This window comes from Streptomyces sp. NPDC051738 (assembly GCF_044453205.1).
Taxonomy (GTDB): domain Bacteria; phylum Actinomycetota; class Actinomycetes; order Streptomycetales; family Streptomycetaceae; genus Streptomyces.
On the sequence record NZ_JBITCM010000007.1, the window covers coordinates 288,845 to 304,938 of the forward strand.

11 protein-coding genes are annotated in these 16,094 nt (G+C 69.6%); 8 read left to right on the top strand and 3 right to left on the bottom strand.

Features of this window, described 5'->3' with window-relative positions; genetic code table 11:
* Positions 1 to 130 precede the first annotated feature (130 nt).
* The 3 genes from ACIA8X_RS18990 to ACIA8X_RS19000 all read right to left on the bottom strand — a co-directional run bounded on the left by ACIA8X_RS18990 (position 131) and on the right by ACIA8X_RS19000 (position 3,554).
* Positions 131 to 1,042: a carbohydrate kinase gene (locus tag ACIA8X_RS18990; protein ID WP_399458703.1), complete on the bottom strand. Its 912-nt coding sequence runs from the start codon at positions 1,040 to 1,042 to the stop codon at positions 131 to 133.
* Entirely contained in the window at positions 1,039 to 2,250 is a 1,212-nt protein-coding gene (locus ACIA8X_RS18995; RefSeq protein ID WP_399458704.1) for a LacI family DNA-binding transcriptional regulator, read from the bottom strand. Before ACIA8X_RS18995 ends, ACIA8X_RS18990 begins: the two co-directional genes overlap by 4 nt.
* A 347-nt stretch (positions 2,251 to 2,597) precedes the next feature.
* Positions 2,598 to 3,554 carry a hypothetical protein gene (locus tag ACIA8X_RS19000; RefSeq protein WP_393442784.1) on the bottom strand — a complete coding sequence of 319 codons (957 nt, stop codon included), beginning with the start codon at positions 3,552 to 3,554 and terminating at the stop codon, positions 2,598 to 2,600.
* Positions 3,555 to 4,284: 730 nt separating this feature from the next.
* Between ACIA8X_RS19000 and uvrC the strand changes: the two genes are divergently transcribed.
* From uvrC to tpiA, 8 genes are all read left to right on the top strand, one after another.
* Positions 4,285 to 6,426, top strand: coding sequence for an excinuclease ABC subunit UvrC (gene uvrC, locus ACIA8X_RS19005; protein WP_393442786.1), 2,142 nt, complete (start codon positions 4,285 to 4,287; stop codon positions 6,424 to 6,426).
* A complete protein-coding gene (gene rapZ, locus ACIA8X_RS19010) occupies positions 6,423 to 7,439 on the top strand; it encodes an RNase adapter RapZ (RefSeq protein WP_393442788.1) in 1,017 nt (338 codons plus the stop codon). Before uvrC ends, rapZ begins: the two co-directional genes overlap by 4 nt.
* Positions 7,436 to 8,503 (top strand): uridine diphosphate-N-acetylglucosamine-binding protein YvcK, encoded by a 1,068-nt coding sequence (yvcK, locus tag ACIA8X_RS19015; RefSeq protein ID WP_393442790.1) that lies wholly within the window; start codon positions 7,436 to 7,438, stop codon positions 8,501 to 8,503. The genes rapZ and yvcK overlap by 4 nt, the downstream gene beginning before the upstream one ends.
* Positions 8,494 to 9,483, top strand: coding sequence for a DNA-binding protein WhiA (whiA, locus tag ACIA8X_RS19020; protein ID WP_093907183.1), 990 nt, complete (start codon positions 8,494 to 8,496; stop codon positions 9,481 to 9,483). Before yvcK ends, whiA begins: the two co-directional genes overlap by 10 nt.
* A 151-nt stretch (positions 9,484 to 9,634) precedes the next feature.
* Positions 9,635 to 12,589, top strand: coding sequence for a M14 family zinc carboxypeptidase (locus ACIA8X_RS19025; protein ID WP_393442792.1), 2,955 nt, complete (start codon positions 9,635 to 9,637; stop codon positions 12,587 to 12,589).
* 229 nt (positions 12,590 to 12,818) lie between these two features.
* The gene (gene gap, locus ACIA8X_RS19030; RefSeq protein WP_093907185.1) at positions 12,819 to 13,829 is read left to right on the top strand and encodes a type I glyceraldehyde-3-phosphate dehydrogenase; all 1,011 of its coding nucleotides are present in this window, start codon (positions 12,819 to 12,821) and stop codon (positions 13,827 to 13,829) included.
* 144 nt (positions 13,830 to 13,973) lie between these two features.
* Positions 13,974 to 15,185 carry a phosphoglycerate kinase gene (locus tag ACIA8X_RS19035; RefSeq protein WP_393442794.1) on the top strand — a complete coding sequence of 404 codons (1,212 nt, stop codon included), beginning with the start codon at positions 13,974 to 13,976 and terminating at the stop codon, positions 15,183 to 15,185.
* 6 nt (positions 15,186 to 15,191) lie between these two features.
* Positions 15,192 to 15,968, top strand: a complete 777-nt coding sequence (gene tpiA / locus ACIA8X_RS19040) for a triose-phosphate isomerase (protein WP_393442796.1) — start codon at positions 15,192 to 15,194, stop codon at positions 15,966 to 15,968.
* Positions 15,969 to 16,094 lie beyond the last annotated feature (126 nt).

Sequence of the window (16,094 nt, forward strand, 5' to 3'; positions counted from 1 at the left end):
AATCCTGAAAAGTGCGGCGCCCCGCGGGAACTCCTCGCGGGGCGCCGTCCGTTGCACAGTCAGCCGCCCGATCCAGGCGGCTTTGACGGACCTTGACTCCTCAACAGCGGAACGGAAAAGGGAACGCCTCCTAGAAGTCCCCCAGTTCGGAGGCGTACGGCGGTTCAGCGCCAGCCCGGGAGCAGGTGATCGCGGCAGCCCGCGCCGCGAACCGCAACAGCCGTGTCCAGCCGTCGGCGCCCAGTCCCACGAGCGCCTCGGCGGACAGGGCGTCCTGTGCGGCCAGACCGTGCAAGAGGGCCGCGTTCACGGTGTCGCCCGCACCGATCGTGTCCACGACGTCGACCTCCTCGCCCGGTACGGAGTGCACCGCACCGTCCCGCGTGAACGCGGTCAGCCCGTCACCGCCCTGAGTGATCACGACGGCCGCAGGTCCCGCGGCCAGCCACTCGCGCGGCGTGCCGCCCAGCCACAGCGCGTCCTCCTCGGAGAGCTTGAGCAACGACACCGACGGCAGCCAGCTCTTGAACCGTGCCCGGTAGCCGTCCGGGTCGGGAATCAGTCCGGCCCGGATGTTCGGGTCGAGCGCGGTGAACACCCCTTGCTCGGCCGCGCTCCGCATCAGCTCCTCATAGGCGCTCGCCCCCGGTTCCAGGACGAGCGAGCAGGTGCCGAAGGAGACCGCGCGGGCCTGAGCGGGAAGTTCCGCCGGTGCCGTGAAGAGCCGGTCCGCCGTGCCATCGACATAGAAGGAGTAGGCAGCCGAGCCGTTCGTGTCGATGGTGGCGACCGCGAGCGTGGTCGGCTCGGTCCCGCGCTGCACGGCCGACACGTCCACCCCGGTCTCCCGCAGTCCGCCGAGCAGAGCCTCCCCGAACGCGTCGTAGGAGGTGCGGGAGCAGAAGGCGGTGGGGGAGCCGAGCCGGCCGAGGGCCACGGCGGTGTTGTAGGGGCCGCCGCCGAGCGCCGGCTTCAGGCTCGCGAGGGCGCCCGTGCCCTGCGGTACCAGGTCGATCAGGGCCTCACCGGCGACGACGATCACGAGACGGTTCCTTTCACGGACGTCAGGGTTTGTTCGGGACGGTCGGATGTCAGGGGCTTGGCGGTGCCCTCGGATTTCCCGGAATCCGCGGGTTCCTCGGACTCCGCGGCCACCTCCGGCCTCACGAGTTTCTCGGCTCCCTGGGACGCCTCGGACGCCTCGGACGCCTCGGACCTCCCGGACCCCCGCGGCTGCTCGGGGCAACCGCATGAGGTGCGGTGTACGAAGCTGCAGGGCAGACGCAGGGTCCGGGCGGGTCGGTCCGGCGAGGCGAGGCGGTCCAGCAGCACACGGACCGCCTCGGCGCCGATGTCCCTGCTGGGCTGGGCTATCGCGGTGAGCCGGGGAGAGAACAGGTCGGCCCAGGGGAAATCGTCGAAGCAGCACAGCGCGATGTCGTCGGGCACGGACAGACGCCGGTCGCGCAGGGCACGCAGGGCGCCGATCGTCATCGCGTTGTTGGCGGTGACCAGCGCTGTGGGCGGAGCGGCGAGTGACAGCAGTGCGGCGGTGGCCTGTTCGGCGCCGGCCGACTCGGAGTTGCCGTGCACCACGAGGTGTTCGTCGTAGGCCAGCCCGGCGGTTGCGAGTCCGTCCCGGTATCCGGTGAGTCGCTCGTCGGTGGTGCTGAGTCCGGGCAGGCCGGCGATGAGGGCGATTCGCCGGTGGCCGAGTCCGGCGAGATGCGTGACCAGCCGGGCCGCGGGTTCGGCGCCGTCGGCGCAGACCTGGTCGAAGCGCGGCGAGCCGTCCGCCGGGTTGTCGATCACCCGGTCCAGGAGGACGGTCGGCACGTTGTGGCGCCCGAGGTAGGCGATCAGTTCGCGTGGGTCGGCGGAGGGCGCGACGATCATGCCGTCCACCCGGCGTTCGTGCAGAAGCTGGACGACCTTGCGTTCATGCACCGGATCGTCGTGCGGGTCGGCGATCAGCAGGCTGTAGCCGTGTTGCAGGGCTGCGGCCTCGACGCCCTGGAGTATCTCCGTGAAGTACGGGTTGCTGATCGCCGACACCGCGAGCCCTATGGACCGGGTGCGGGAGGTCACCAGGGAACGGGCGAGGGTGTTGGGCGTGTAGCCGAGCTCGTCCATGGCGTCCAGCACAGCCTGGCGGGTGTGGGGCAGCACCGGCCGGGTGCCGTTCAGCACATGCGAGACAGTCGCCACGGACACGCCGGCGCTCCGCGCGACGTCGGCCATGGTTGCCATCGGATCCCCTCCCGGTTCCGCCTGTGCCGCGTCCCTCCCCGGGCCGCCGCGGGTCTTCTGGCCGGGAACGTATCCCATTCGGAGCCATACGTAAACGCTTGCGCAAGCGTTTACGTGCCCTCCTGGGCTGCCGAGGGGAGCGTCAAGGCGTGCGGGGATGCAAGCCGCGCTGGATCGGCCCGCATCGGGACCAGGCCATACCGGCATCAGGCGCCACCGGGATCAGGCAGTACCCGCACCAGGCGGAACCGGAACTGGGCAGTGCCGGAACTAGGCCGGACCAAGAATCAGGCCGTACCGGAAGAACGTGGCGGTCGGCCGGGCCGACGACAGCTGGGAGCGGCGCCTCACTCCCAGTCCCACCCGATGCCCACGATCCCCGTCCGCACCCGTGGCTCGACAAGGTGGACGGACCGGTGCAGGCCGCTGAGGGCCAGCCCTTGGCGGCCGCTGCGGGGCGCTGCCGCCGAGTGCTGGGCGAAGCGGTGGCAGCGGACGGGGAGGGCGTTCTCCGCGAAGTGGACCTGCAGGGCGTACTGGCCGCCCGAGAGAGGGAAGCCACGGGCGTATTCCCGGGACACATCGGCCGTGCTGTCCTCGACGCCGTAGCGGAAGAGGTAGGTGTCGCCGGCCCGTAGACGCGTACCGAAGAGCAGCTCGGCCACGAGGACACCCGTGTCGTGGTGCCAACGGACCCGTCCCGTACGGCAGTTCTCCATGGCCTGCACCGTCATCTGTTCCGGCATGCACCCCGGGTCGCCGTGGTGGACGGCCACGAAGCGGTCCACGCCGTCCTTGTGGGCGCGCACGATGTGGTGCGACTCCCGTCCCGCCAGCTCACGGCGCGCCCCGATCCGTACCCGCTCGTGGTGGGCGAGGGTGTGCACGCCGCAGTCGACCGGGCAGTCCAGCTCGGTCAGCAGCTGCTCCAGGACACCTGAGGCTTCCACCAGGGAGCGGTAGGAGCGGGCCGCGGGCCGTTGGAGGGCGGAGTGGTCGTCGGCCTCGGCGAGCAGGCGGATCAGGGACTCCTCCGGCAGCTGGAGTATCTCCTCCAACGCCCGCACCGCACGCAGTGACTCGGGGCGCTGGGGTCGGCGCGCGCCCTGCTGCCAGTAGCTCAGGCTGGTGACGCCGACCTTCACGCCACGACGGGACAGATGGTGCTGCACGCGCTGCAGCGGCAGTCCCCGGGCAGCTATCGCGGCACGCAGGGCGACGTGGAAGGGGCCGCCTCGCAGGGCCGTGTCCAGTTCCGCGGTGGCGACGGCAGGGATGTCCGCGTGCTGTGTGGCGTGCGGCATGCAGGGGCCTTTCTGTGGTTGTTCACAACGGTTGGTCGGACCGTTCGCGCGGCTCGTCGGGGCCACCCCGTCGGCACGGCAGGGGTCTTCACATCCGTACGCCGTCGTTCACGGCCCCGAGTTCCCCCGCATTGAAGCGTGTTGACCAAGTCCCGACAACACCTGATGCCCAACCGTGGCGCTGTCTGACCGAGTCCTGATGCCGCCCCGCGTAGCGCTGGCTCAAGTCACGTGTTCGTCCCGGTGCCGTCCGTCGCCCAGCACCTCCCGGCTGGCTAGCGCCGAGAGAGCCGATTTCCCGCTTCCGGCCAGCCGCAGCCCCACGGCGGGGCGCGCTGTCGGGCGCACCACACGGTTCGGGCAGGGGGAAGGGTGAGCCGGGACCATGGAAGACGATCACAGCGCTGGTTACGGGCAAGCGCCCCGACCTCGCCCAGCGCCGCGACGACCCGCTCGCCCACCTCAGCACCCGCGAGCGCTGAGGTGCTCGCCGCGAGGGCCGAGGGCCGAGAGTCGCTCGAACGCGGGGACAGGCGTCCGCCTGCGGGTCACCGAGGGCACCGTCGAGAAGCACGTCCGCCGCATCCTGGGCAGCCACCGCCTCCAGGACGACAGCGACGACCACCGCCGCGTCCTGGCCGTTCTGGCGTCCATGGAGTCCCGCTGACCACGGAAGGGGGTTATCCACAGCCTCACCGGACTGTCACCGCTCGCCAGTAGGGTGTGAGACATGGCCGATCCCTCCAGCTACCGCCCCAAGCCGGGACAGATCCCGGACTCTCCCGGGGTGTACAGGTTCCGTGACGAGCACCGCCGGGTGATCTACGTCGGAAAGGCGAAGAGCCTGCGCCAGCGCCTGGCGAACTACTTCCAGGACCTGGCGGGCCTGCACCCGCGCACCCGTACGATGGTCACCACGGCCGCGTCCGTGGAGTGGACCGTGGTGTCCACGGAGGTCGAGGCCCTGCAGCTGGAGTACTCCTGGATCAAGGAGTACGACCCCCGGTTCAACGTCAAGTACCGCGACGACAAGAGCTACCCGTACCTCGCGGTGACGATGAACGAGGAGTTCCCGCGCGTACAGGTGATGCGCGGTCACAAGAAGAAGAGCGTCAGGTATTTCGGGCCGTACGCGCACGCGTGGGCGATCCGCGACACCGTGGACCTCCTCCTGCGCGTCTTCCCCGTGCGCACCTGCTCGGCCGGCGTCTTCAAGAACGCCCGCCGCACCGGCCGCCCCTGCCTGCTCGGCTACATCGGCAAGTGCTCCGCCCCCTGCGTGGACCGCGTCTCCGCCGAGGAGCACCGTGAACTGGCCGAGGAGTTCTGCGACTTCATGACCGGCCGCACGGCCACCTATCTGCGCCGCCTGGAGAAGCAGATGATGGAGGCGGCCGAGGAGATGGAGTACGAGCGGGCCGCCCGCCTGCGCGACGACATCGAGGCGCTGAAGAAGGCCATGGAGAAGAACGCGGTCGTGCTCGCCGACGCGACCGACGCCGACCTCATCGCGGTCGCCGAGGACGAGCTGGAGGCGGCCGTGCAGATCTTCCACGTGCGCGGCGGCCGGGTGCGCGGCCAGCGCGGCTGGGTCACCGACAAGGTCGAGGAGATCACCACCGGCGCCCTCGTCGAGCACGCACTCCAGCAGCTCTACGGCGAGGAGACCGGGGACGCCGTCCCCAAGGAGGTCCTCGTCCCCGCCCTGCCCGACCCGGTGGAGCCGGTGCAGGAGTGGCTGACCGGGCGGCGCGGCTCGAACGTCTCGTTGCGCATCCCCCAGCGCGGCGACAAGCGTGCCCTCATGGAGACCGTCGAGCGCAACGCTCAGCAGGCGCTCGTCCTGCACAAGACCAAGCGCGCCTCCGACCTGACCACGCGCTCGCGCGCCCTGGAGGAGATCGCCGACGCCCTCGACCTGGACAGCGCCCCGCTCAGGATCGAGTGCTACGACATCTCGCACCTCCAGGGCGACGACGTCGTGGCCTCCATGGTCGTCTTCGAGGACGGGCTGCAGCGCAAGAGCGAGTACCGCCGCTTCCAGATCAAGGGCTTCGAGGGCCAGGACGACGTCCGCTCCATGCACGAGGTGGTCACCCGCCGCTTCAGGCGCTACCTCGCCGAGAAGGAGAGGACAGGCGAGTGGAGCGACGGCGAGAACACCCTCGCCCCCTCCGACAACGAAAGCCCCCTGACCTCCTCCGACTCCCTGACCGACACCTCCTCGGACCCCCTCGTCGACACCACCTCCGCCCCCCTCACCAACGGACTCAAGGACGACGAGGGCCGCCCCAAGCGCTTCGCCTACCCTCCGCAGCTCGTCGTCGTCGACGGCGGCCAGCCGCAGGTCGCGGCCGCTCAGCGGGCCCTGGACGAGCTCGGCATCGACGACATCGCCGTCTGCGGCCTCGCCAAGCGCCTGGAGGAGGTGTGGCTGCCCGGCGACGACGACCCGGTCGTCCTGCCGCGTACCAGCGAGGGCCTCTATCTGCTCCAGCGCGTCCGGGACGAGGCGCACCGCTTCGCGATCACCTACCAGCGCACCAAGCGCGCCAAGCGTTTCCGGTCGAGCCCGCTGGATGATGTCCCCGGCCTCGGCGAAACGCGCAAGCAGGCGCTGATCAAGCACTTCGGTTCGGTGAAGAAGCTGCGATCGGCGACAATCGACCAGATCTGCGAGGTTCCGGGCATAGGTCGCAAAACGGCCGAGACGATCGCCGTGGCCCTCGCCCAGGCGGCCCCGGCCGCACCCGCCGTGAACACGGCGACTGGAGAGATCATGGAAGACGAGGAATCCGAAACGACGGCGGAGACCTCGGGGGAGCCCGTGTCCGCGGGCGCCCCGGACGAACGACGGGGGCAGGAGAGATGAGCGAGCACCACACACAGCCCACGGGCGAGCGAGATCAGCAAGCCCAGGAAACACACAAGAAAACCGGCGAGGATCTCACCCAGCAGGACGCACTCCAGAAAGACGGAGCACAGGTGAGTACAGCTAACGACTCAGCCGGGGTCCCCGAGGCGGCCATCCCCGAGCTGGTGATCATCTCCGGCATGTCCGGGGCGGGCCGCTCGACGGCCGCCAAGTGTCTGGAGGACCTCGGCTGGTTCGTCGTCGACAACCTGCCGCCCGCGCTGATCCCCACCATGGTGGAGCTCGGCGCTCGGTCCCAGGGCAACGTGGCGCGGATCGCGGTCGTCGTCGACGTCCGCGGCCGGCGCTTCTTCGACAACCTCCGCGAGTCCCTCTCCGACCTCGACAGTCGGAGTGTGACGCGGAGGGTCGTCTTCCTGGAGTCCTCCGACGACGCCCTGGTGCGCCGCTTCGAGTCGGTGCGCCGCCCGCACCCCCTGCAGGGCGACGGCCGTATCGTCGACGGCATCGCCGCCGAGCGCGAGCTGCTGCGCGAGCTGCGTGGCGACGCCGACCTGGTGATCGACACCTCGAGCCTGAACGTGCACGAGCTGCGGGCCAAGATGGACGCCCAGTTCGCCGGCGAGGAGGAGCCCGAGCTGCGGGCCACCGTCATGTCCTTCGGCTTCAAGTACGGCCTGCCGGTCGATGCCGACCTGGTCGTGGACATGCGCTTCCTGCCCAACCCGCACTGGGTCCCGGAGCTGCGCCCCTTCACCGGCCTGAACGAGGAGGTCTCGGCGTACGTCTTCAACCAGCCCGGCGCGAAGGAGTTCATCGACCGCTACTCCGAACTGCTGCAGCTGATCGCGGCCGGTTACCGTCGTGAGGGCAAGCGGTACGTGACGATCGCGGTCGGCTGCACCGGCGGCAAGCACCGCTCGGTCGCCACCTCCGAGAAGCTCGCGGCACGCCTTGCCTCCCAGGGCGTGGAGACGGTGGTCGTACACCGGGACATGGGACGGGAATGACGGGACGTACTCCGCGGCTGAGCAGGCTGCGCCGCGCGGTGCCCGAGTCGCGGGCCGGCCGGCCCGTCGAGGCTCGCGGTGCCAAGCCGCGCCGCCGGGGCACCCAGCCCAAGGTCGTCGCCCTCGGCGGCGGCATGGGCCTGTCCGCCTCGCTCGCCGCGCTGCGCCGGATCACCGGCGACCTCACCGCCGTCGTCACCGTGGCCGACGACGGCGGCTCCAGTGGGCGCCTGCGCGACGAACTGGGCGTGCTGCCGCCCGGGGACCTGCGCAAGGCGCTGGCCGCGCTGTGCGGCGACGACGACTGGGGCCAGACCTGGGCCCGCGTCATCCAGCACCGCTTCCACTCCAAGGGCGACCTGCACGACCACGCGGTCGGTAATCTGCTGATCGTCGCCCTGTGGGAGCAGCTCGGCGACCACGTCCAGGCGCTCGACCTGGTCGGCAAGCTGCTCGGTGCGCACGGGCGGGTGCTGCCCATGTCCGCCGTACCGCTGGAACTGCAGGCCCTGGTCAAGGGGCACGACCCGGACCGGCCGGAGGACGTCGACACCGTCCGCGGCCAGGCCAACGTGGCCCTCACCCCCGGCGAAGTGCAGTCGGTGCACGTCGTGCCGCACGACCCGCCCGCCGTCCCGGAGGCCGTCGCCGCCGTCCGGGACGCGGACTGGGTGGTGCTCGGCCCGGGCTCCTGGTTCTCCTCGGTCATCCCGCACCTGCTCGTGCCCGAGCTCCTGGACGCCCTCACCGAGACGAAGGCGCGCCGGGTACTCTCGCTGAACCTCGCGCCGCAACCCGGAGAAACCGAAGGCTTCTCCCCGCAGCGTCATTTGGAGGTTTTGGGACGACACGCCCCTAAACTCGCCCTGGACGTGGTGCTGGCCGACGAGGCCGCCGTGCGCGACCGCGATGTGCTCACCGAGGCCGCCAAGCGGCTCGGTGCCGCGGTCGAGCTGGCCCCGGTGGCCTGGACGGACGGGACGCCCCGGCACGACCCGGAGCTCCTCGCCGCCGCGTACGACCGTATTTTTCGGATGCATGGAAGGATCGGCCCATGGCGATGACGGCAGCGGTGAAGGATGAGATCTCCCGGCTCCCCGTCACCCGGACCTGCTGCAGGAAGGCGGAGGTCTCCGCCATTCTGCGGTTCGCCGGCGGCCTCCACCTGGTGAGCGGGCGCATCGTGATCGAGGCGGAGCTGGACACCGCGATGGCGGCCCGTCGGCTCAAGCGGGACATTCTGGAGATCTTCGGCCACAGCTCCGAGCTGATCGTGATGGCGCCGGGCGGGCTGCGCCGCGGTTCGCGCTACGTCGTGCGGGTGGTCGCGGGCGGTGACCAGCTGGCCCGCCAGACCGGCCTGGTCGACGGACGGGGGCGCCCGATCCGTGGGCTGCCCCCGCAGGTGGTCTCCGGGGCGACCTGCGACGCCGAGGCCGCCTGGCGCGGCGCCTTCCTGGCGCACGGCTCGCTCACCGAGCCCGGCCGCTCGTCCTCCCTGGAGGTGACCTGCCCAGGCCCCGAGGCCGCGCTCGCCCTGGTCGGCGCCGCCCGCCGGCTGTCGATCGCCGCCAAGGCCCGCGAGGTGCGCGGCGTGGACCGCGTGGTCGTCCGGGACGGCGACGCGATCGGTGCCCTGCTGACCCGGCTCGGCGCGCACGAGTCCGTGCTCGCCTGGGAAGAGCGCCGGATGCGCCGCGAGGTCCGCGCCACCGCGAACCGCCTCGCCAACTTCGACGACGCCAACCTCCGCCGCTCCGCGCGCGCGGCAGTCGCAGCCGGGGCGAGAGTCCAGCGTGCCCTGGAGATCCTCGCCGAGGAGGTCCCCGAGCACCTCGCCGCCGCCGGGCGCCTGCGCATGGAGCACAAGCAGGCCTCCCTGGAGGAGCTGGGCGCGCTCGCCGACCCGCCGCTGACGAAGGACGCCGTGGCCGGCCGTATCCGCCGCCTGCTGGCCATGGCCGACAAGCGGGCCCAGGACCTCGGCATCCCGGGCACGGAGGCCAACCTCTCCGAGGAACTGGCGGACAACCTCGCCGGGTGACCTGAAAGATCGTCAACCTGCCGGTGCCGAAGTCCACTTGGGACGTCGGCACCGGTATTTGTCTGTCTTTGCGGCACTCTTGACTGGACCGTGAAATGGCATGAGCCTGGCAGCCATTCGTCACTGTGGCGAAAGACTGCTAGGGGGGTTCATGAGACCCAGAGCGAGATCGATCCTCGCTGCCGGTGCGCTCCTGATAGGCGGAGCGAGCATCGCACCCATCGCCCAGGCACAACCGGGAAGTTCACCGGAGACCGACCCGAACGAAGTCAAGGTCTTCCGCGCCGAGGTCACCAAGAAGCAGATACCCCTGCTGCTGGCGGCCGGCCAGGACGGCCACGAACTCAGTGAGCAGGCGCCCGAGAAGGGCACGGCCACCGTCGAGGTCTACCTCACCGACGACCAGGCCAGGAAACTCGGCAAGCAGGGCGTGGAGCTCACCGAGCACGACCTCTCCGCCAAGGCCGAGGCCCGCACCGAGAAGGCCGCGGAGGGCGTGTACCGCCCGTACAGCGGGAGTGGGGGGCTCAAGGAGGAGATCGTCCGGACCGGGCAGGAGAACCCCGGCCTCACCAAGGTCGTCTCCATCGGTAAGACGATCAACGGCCAGGACATCCTGGCACTCAAGCTCACCAAGAACGCCAAGAAGACGAAGGACGGCGCCAAGCCCTCCACTCTCTACGTCTCCAACCAGCACGCGCGCGAGTGGATCACGCCGGAGATGACCCGGCGTCTGATGCACTACTACCTGGACAACTACAAGACGGACAAGCGCGTCAAGAAGATCGTCGACTCGACCGAGCTGTGGTTCGTCCTCTCGGCCAACCCCGACGGCTACGACTACACCTTCAAGGACTCCAGCACCCGCCTGTGGCGCAAGAACCTGCGCGACATCAACGGCGACGGTGTCATCAGCACTGGCGACGGCGTCGATCCCAACCGCAACTTCGCCTACAAGTGGGGCTACGACGACGAGGGTTCGTCCCCCAACCCCACCAGTGAGACCTACCGCGGCGCGTCCCCGGCCTCCGAGCCCGAAACGCAGGCGATGGACGCCTTCCAGAAGCGCATCGGATTCGAGTACGGCATCAACTACCACTCCGCCGCCGAGCTCATCCTCTACGGCGTCGGCTGGCAGGTGGCCACGGACACACCGGACGACGTCCTCTACGAGGCCCTAGCCGGCACTCCCGAGAACCCCGCGATCCCGGGCTACCACCCGCAGGTCTCCTCGGAGCTGTACACCACCAACGGCGAGACCGACGGCCACTCCGCCAACCTCAACGGCATCGCGATGTTCACGCCCGAGATGTCGACCTGCCAGACCGCGTCGAACATCGACCCGAACGACCAGTGGAACGCACGGGACTGCCAGTCGGTCTTCAACTTCCCGGACGACGAGAAGCTGATCCAGCAGGAGTTCGCCAAGAACGTCCCGTTCGCGCTCTCCGTCGCCGAGTCCGCCGCCAAGCCCGACCAGCCGAAGTCCTCGGTCGGCCTGAGCGCCGCCGACTTCACCCCGGCGCCCTTCACCACGTCGTACTCGCGCGGCGCGGACCAGGAGGTCTCGGTCGTCGCACGGAAGTCCGTGCGCGACAAGGAGCTCAAGTACCGCGTCAACGGCGGCCGTACGGAGGACATGGCGCTCAAGGCCTGGAAGGGCGGCGAGACGTACGGCGGTGAGGACAACCTCCACTTCGACGAGTACCGGGCCAAGGTCGCCGACGGCGATCCGGGCGACAAGGTCGAGGTGTGGTTCACCGGCGAGAGGAGGAGCGGAAAGAAGGTCTCCAGCGAGCACTTCACGTACACCGTGGCCGAGCGGCCGCGCGCGGACGTCCTCGTGGTCGCCGAGGAAGGCGCCACCGCCACGCACGCGCAGAAGTACGTCGACGCGCTCAAGGCCAACGGCCGTAAGGCGATCGTCTGGGACGTCGCCACGCAGGGAGCGCCCGACGCGCTCGGCGTGCTGGGCCACTTCGACGCCGTCGTCCACTACACCGGCGCGAAGGTCCCGGGCAACGCCACCCAACTCCAGCTGCGCGCCTACCTCAACGAGGGCGGCAAGCTGATGGAGGCGGGCGAGGAGGCCGGCGGCAACGTCGACCTCGGCGGCGGCACCCTCTCGAACGACTTCAGCCAGTACTACCTGGGCGCCTACACCCGTACGTCGACCCCCGGGGCCACCGGATTCACCGGCTCCGGCAGCCTCGGCGGCTTCACCGGAGCGCTCGGCGAGGCCACCGGCAACCCGCTCGACAAGGCGGGGACCTACAGCGTCACGTCGGACGAGCTGGCCGCCGACACGTACCCGCAGTTCGCCAGTGCGGGCGCGGGCCAGTTCGCCGGGACCGTCAACCCGTACGGGCCGTACGCGGGTTCCTCCATGGCGGCCGCCGTCCACACCGACGACGCCTACAAGCGGCTGACCAGGACCGTCGATCTCACCGGGGTGACCGCGGCGGACAAGCCGACGCTGCGCACCCAACTGCTGTGGGACGTCGAGCCCGGCTACGACAACGTCCTCGTCGAGGCCCACACCACCGGGGCCGAAGACTGGACGACGCTCCCCGAGGCGGGCGGCGCCACCAGCGCCACCGTGCCGGCGGACTGCGAGGCGGGGTTCTATGTGGGTGAGCACCCCTGGCTGGCTCACTACCTCACCGTGGCCGCCGACGGCTGCACCGCCACCGGCAGCACCGGTTCGTGGAACGCCCTCACCGGCGCCTCCGACGGCTGGCAGCAGGTCGCCTTCGACCTGAGCGCGTACGCCGGCAAGTCGGTCGAGGTCTCGATCGGCTATGTCAGCGACCCGGCCTTCGGCGGTCGCGGTGTCCTCGCCGACGAGACCTCGCTGGTCGTCGGCGGTACGGCGACCGAGACCGAGGGCTTCGAGACGTCGCTCGGCGCCTGGAGCGTGACCGGACCGCCCGCGGGCAGCCCGGCCGTGCTCAAGGACTGGGCGCGCACCGGAGCGCTGTTCCAGACCTATGGAGCGGTCACCACGGACGACACCGTGCTGCTGGGCTTCGGCCTGGAACACGTCACCGCGGCGGCCGATCGGGCGGCGCTCATCGGAAAGGCCCTCTCCTCACTTGATCAGTGACACGCCGAGGTCAACAGTGCGCGACGCACCGTGACCAAATCGAGTGATCAGGGCTTCAAAGCAGGGCGGTCCGTACCCCTACTGACGGGTACGGGCCGCCGTGCCGTGTATGGGACATCTGGATGTCACCACGGAGGCCTCAGAGAGGTAGGGTCGTAGGCGGTCGGGGACATCCCAAATAGAGCTCGCCGGCACCGCATGGCCGGCGTACCAACGAGGAGATCGGTTCGTGACGATCCGCGTAGGCATCAACGGCTTCGGTCGTATCGGTCGCAACTACTTCCGCGCACTGCTGGAGCAGGGTGCTGACATCGAGATCGTGGCTGTCAACGACCTGGGTGACACCGCGACCACGGCGCACCTGCTGAAGTACGACACCATCCTGGGCCGCCTCAAGGCCGAGGTGTCGCACACCGCCGACACGATCACCGTCGACGGGCACACCATCAAAGTCCTGTCCGAGCGCAACCCCGCCGACATCCCGTGGGGCGAGCTGGGCGTCGACATCGTCATCGAGTCGACGGGCATCTTCACGAAGAAGGCCGACGCCGCGAAGCACCTCGCCGGCGGCGCCAAGAAGGTCCTCATCTCGGCCCCGGCCAAGGACGAGGACATCACCATCGTGATGGGCGTCAACCAGGACAAGTACGACCCGGCGAACCATCACGTCATCTCCAACGCCTCCTGCACCACCAACTGTGTGGCGCCGATGGCCAAGGTCCTCGACGAGAACTTCGGCATCGTCAAGGGTCTGATGACGACGGTCCACGCGTACACCAACGACCAGCGCATCCTGGACTTCCCGCACTCGGACCTGCGTCGTGCCCGCGCCGCCGCCGAGAACATCATCCCGACCACCACGGGTGCCGCGAAGGCCACCGCGCTGGTCCTGCCGCAGCTCAAGGGCAAGCTGGACGGCATCGCGATGCGCGTCCCGGTCCCGACCGGTTCGGCCACCGACCTGGTCGTCACGCTGCAGCGCGAGGTCACCAAGGACGAGGTCAACGCCGCGTTCAAGAAGGCCTCCGAGGACGGCGACCTGGCGGGCTACCTGGCGTACACCGAGGACGCGATCGTCTCCTCGGACATCGTCAGCGACCCGGCCTCCTGCACCTTCGACTCCTCCCTGACCATGGTCCAGGAGGGCAACTCGGTGAAGATCCTCGGCTGGTACGACAACGAGTGGGGCTACTCCAACCGCCTCGTCGACCTCACGGTCTTCGTCGGCAACCAGCTCTGATATCCAGAGCAGGCACCTTGATGTGAGTGCAGGGCTCGGGCGGCGCAGGGACGCGTCGCCCGAGCCCTGACTCACGTGCAGATCAGACCTGTTGGATCACGAGCGTTTCCGAGCGATCACGAGCCCTTCTCAGGAGTCCCCTTCATGAAGACGATCGACGAACTTCTCTCCGAAGGCGTCGCCGGCAAGCGGGTCTTCGTCCGCGCCGACCTGAACGTGCCGCTGGACGGCACCACCATCACCGACGACGGCCGTATCCGCGCCGTGCTGCCCACCGTCAAGGCGCTGGCCGAGGCGGGCGCGCGCGTCGTCGTCGCCTCGCACCTGGGCCGCCCCAAGGGCGCTCCGGACCCGGAGTTCTCCCTCGCGCCCGCCGCCGCGCGCCTGGGTGAACTCCTCGGTGCCGACGTCGCGTTCGCGACCGACACGGTCGGCGAGTCCGCCACGTCCACGGTCGCGGGCCTCACCGACGGCCAGGTCGCGGTCGTCGAGAACCTGCGCTTCAACGCCGGTGAGACGAGCAAGGACGACGCCGAGCGCGGCGCCTTCGCCGACCAGCTCGCCGCCCTCGTCGACGTGTACGTCGGTGACGGCTTCGGCGCGGTGCACCGCAAGCACGCCTCGGTGTACGACCTCCCGGCGCGCCTGCCGCACTACGCCGGTCACCTCATCGCGACCGAGGTCGGCGTCCTGAAGAAGCTCACCGAGGACGTCAAGCGGCCGTACGTCGTCGCGCTCGGTGGCGCCAAGGTCTCCGACAAGCTCGCCGTGATCGACCAGCTGCTCGGCAAGGCCGACCGCCTCCTCATCGGTGGCGGTATGGCTTACACCTTCCTCAAGGCCAAGGGCCACGAGGTCGGCATCTCCCTCCTCCAGGAGGACCAGATCCCGGCCGTGCAGGAGTACATCGAGCGCGCGGAGAAGACCGGCGTCGAGCTCGTCCTGCCGGTCGACGTCCTGGTCGCCACCGAGTTCCCGGACCTGAAGACCAAGGCCCCGGCCAACCCCACGACCGTCGCCGCGGACGCCATCCCCGCCGACCAGGAGGGCCTGGACATCGGTCCGGAGACCCGCAAGCTGTACGCCTCGAAGCTCGCCGACGCCGGCACCGTCTTCTGGAACGGCCCCATGGGCGTCTTCGAGCACCCCGACTACGCCGAGGGCACCAAGGCGGTCGCCCAGGCCCTCGTCGAATCCAAGGGCTTCACCGTGGTCGGCGGCGGCGACTCCGCTGCGGCCGTCCGCACCCTGGGCTTCGACGAGACTGCATTCGGCCACATCTCGACCGGTGGCGGCGCCTCCCTCGAATACCTCGAGGGCAAGACGCTCCCCGGCCTCGCCGCACTGGAGGACTGACTCTTTATGAGCACGCGCACGCCGCTGATGGCGGGCAACTGGAAGATGAACCTCAACCACCTCGAGGCCATCGCCCATGTCCAGAAGCTCGCCTTCGCCCTGGCCGACAAGGACTACGAGGCCGTCGAGGTCGCCGTCCTGCCGCCCTTCACCGACCTGCGCTCCGTGCAGACCCTGGTCGACGGCGACAAGCTGAAGATCAAGTACGGCGCCCAGGACATCTCGGCACAGGACTCCGGCGCCTACACCGGCGAGATCTCCGGCCCGATGCTGGCCAAGCTGAAGTGCACGTACGTGGCCATCGGCCACTCCGAGCGCCGTCAGTACCACGCCGAGACCGACGAGATCGTCAACGCCAAGGTCAAGGCCGCCTACAAGCACGGCCTCACCCCCATCCTGTGCGTCGGTGAGGAGCTGGAGGTCCGCGAGGCGGGCAACCACGTCTCCCACACTCTCGCCCAGGTCGAGGGCGGTCTGAAGGACCTCTCGGCGGAGCAGGCCGAGACCATCGTCATCGCCTATGAGCCCGTCTGGGCCATCGGCACCGGCAAGGTCTGCGGCGCCGAGGACGCCCAGGAGGTCTGCGCCGCCATCCGCGGCAAGGTCGCCGAGCTGTACTCGCAGGAGCTGGCCGACAAGGTGCGCATCCAGTACGGCGGCTCCGTGAAGTCCGGCAATGTCGCCGAGATCATGGCGCAGGCCGACATCGACGGTGCCCTGGTCGGGGGCGCGTCCCTGGACGCCGACGAGTTCGTCAAGATCGTGCGGTTCCGCGACCAGTGAGTATGCGGTAACGGCGATTCGTCGTACCCTTGCGGGGGTCGGGGCTTGGAATGTGAGCATGAGGCTCACAAAATGAGCTTCGACCCCCGTCGTTATCCGAATCCGAGGAAGTTGGTCCAGCCGTGG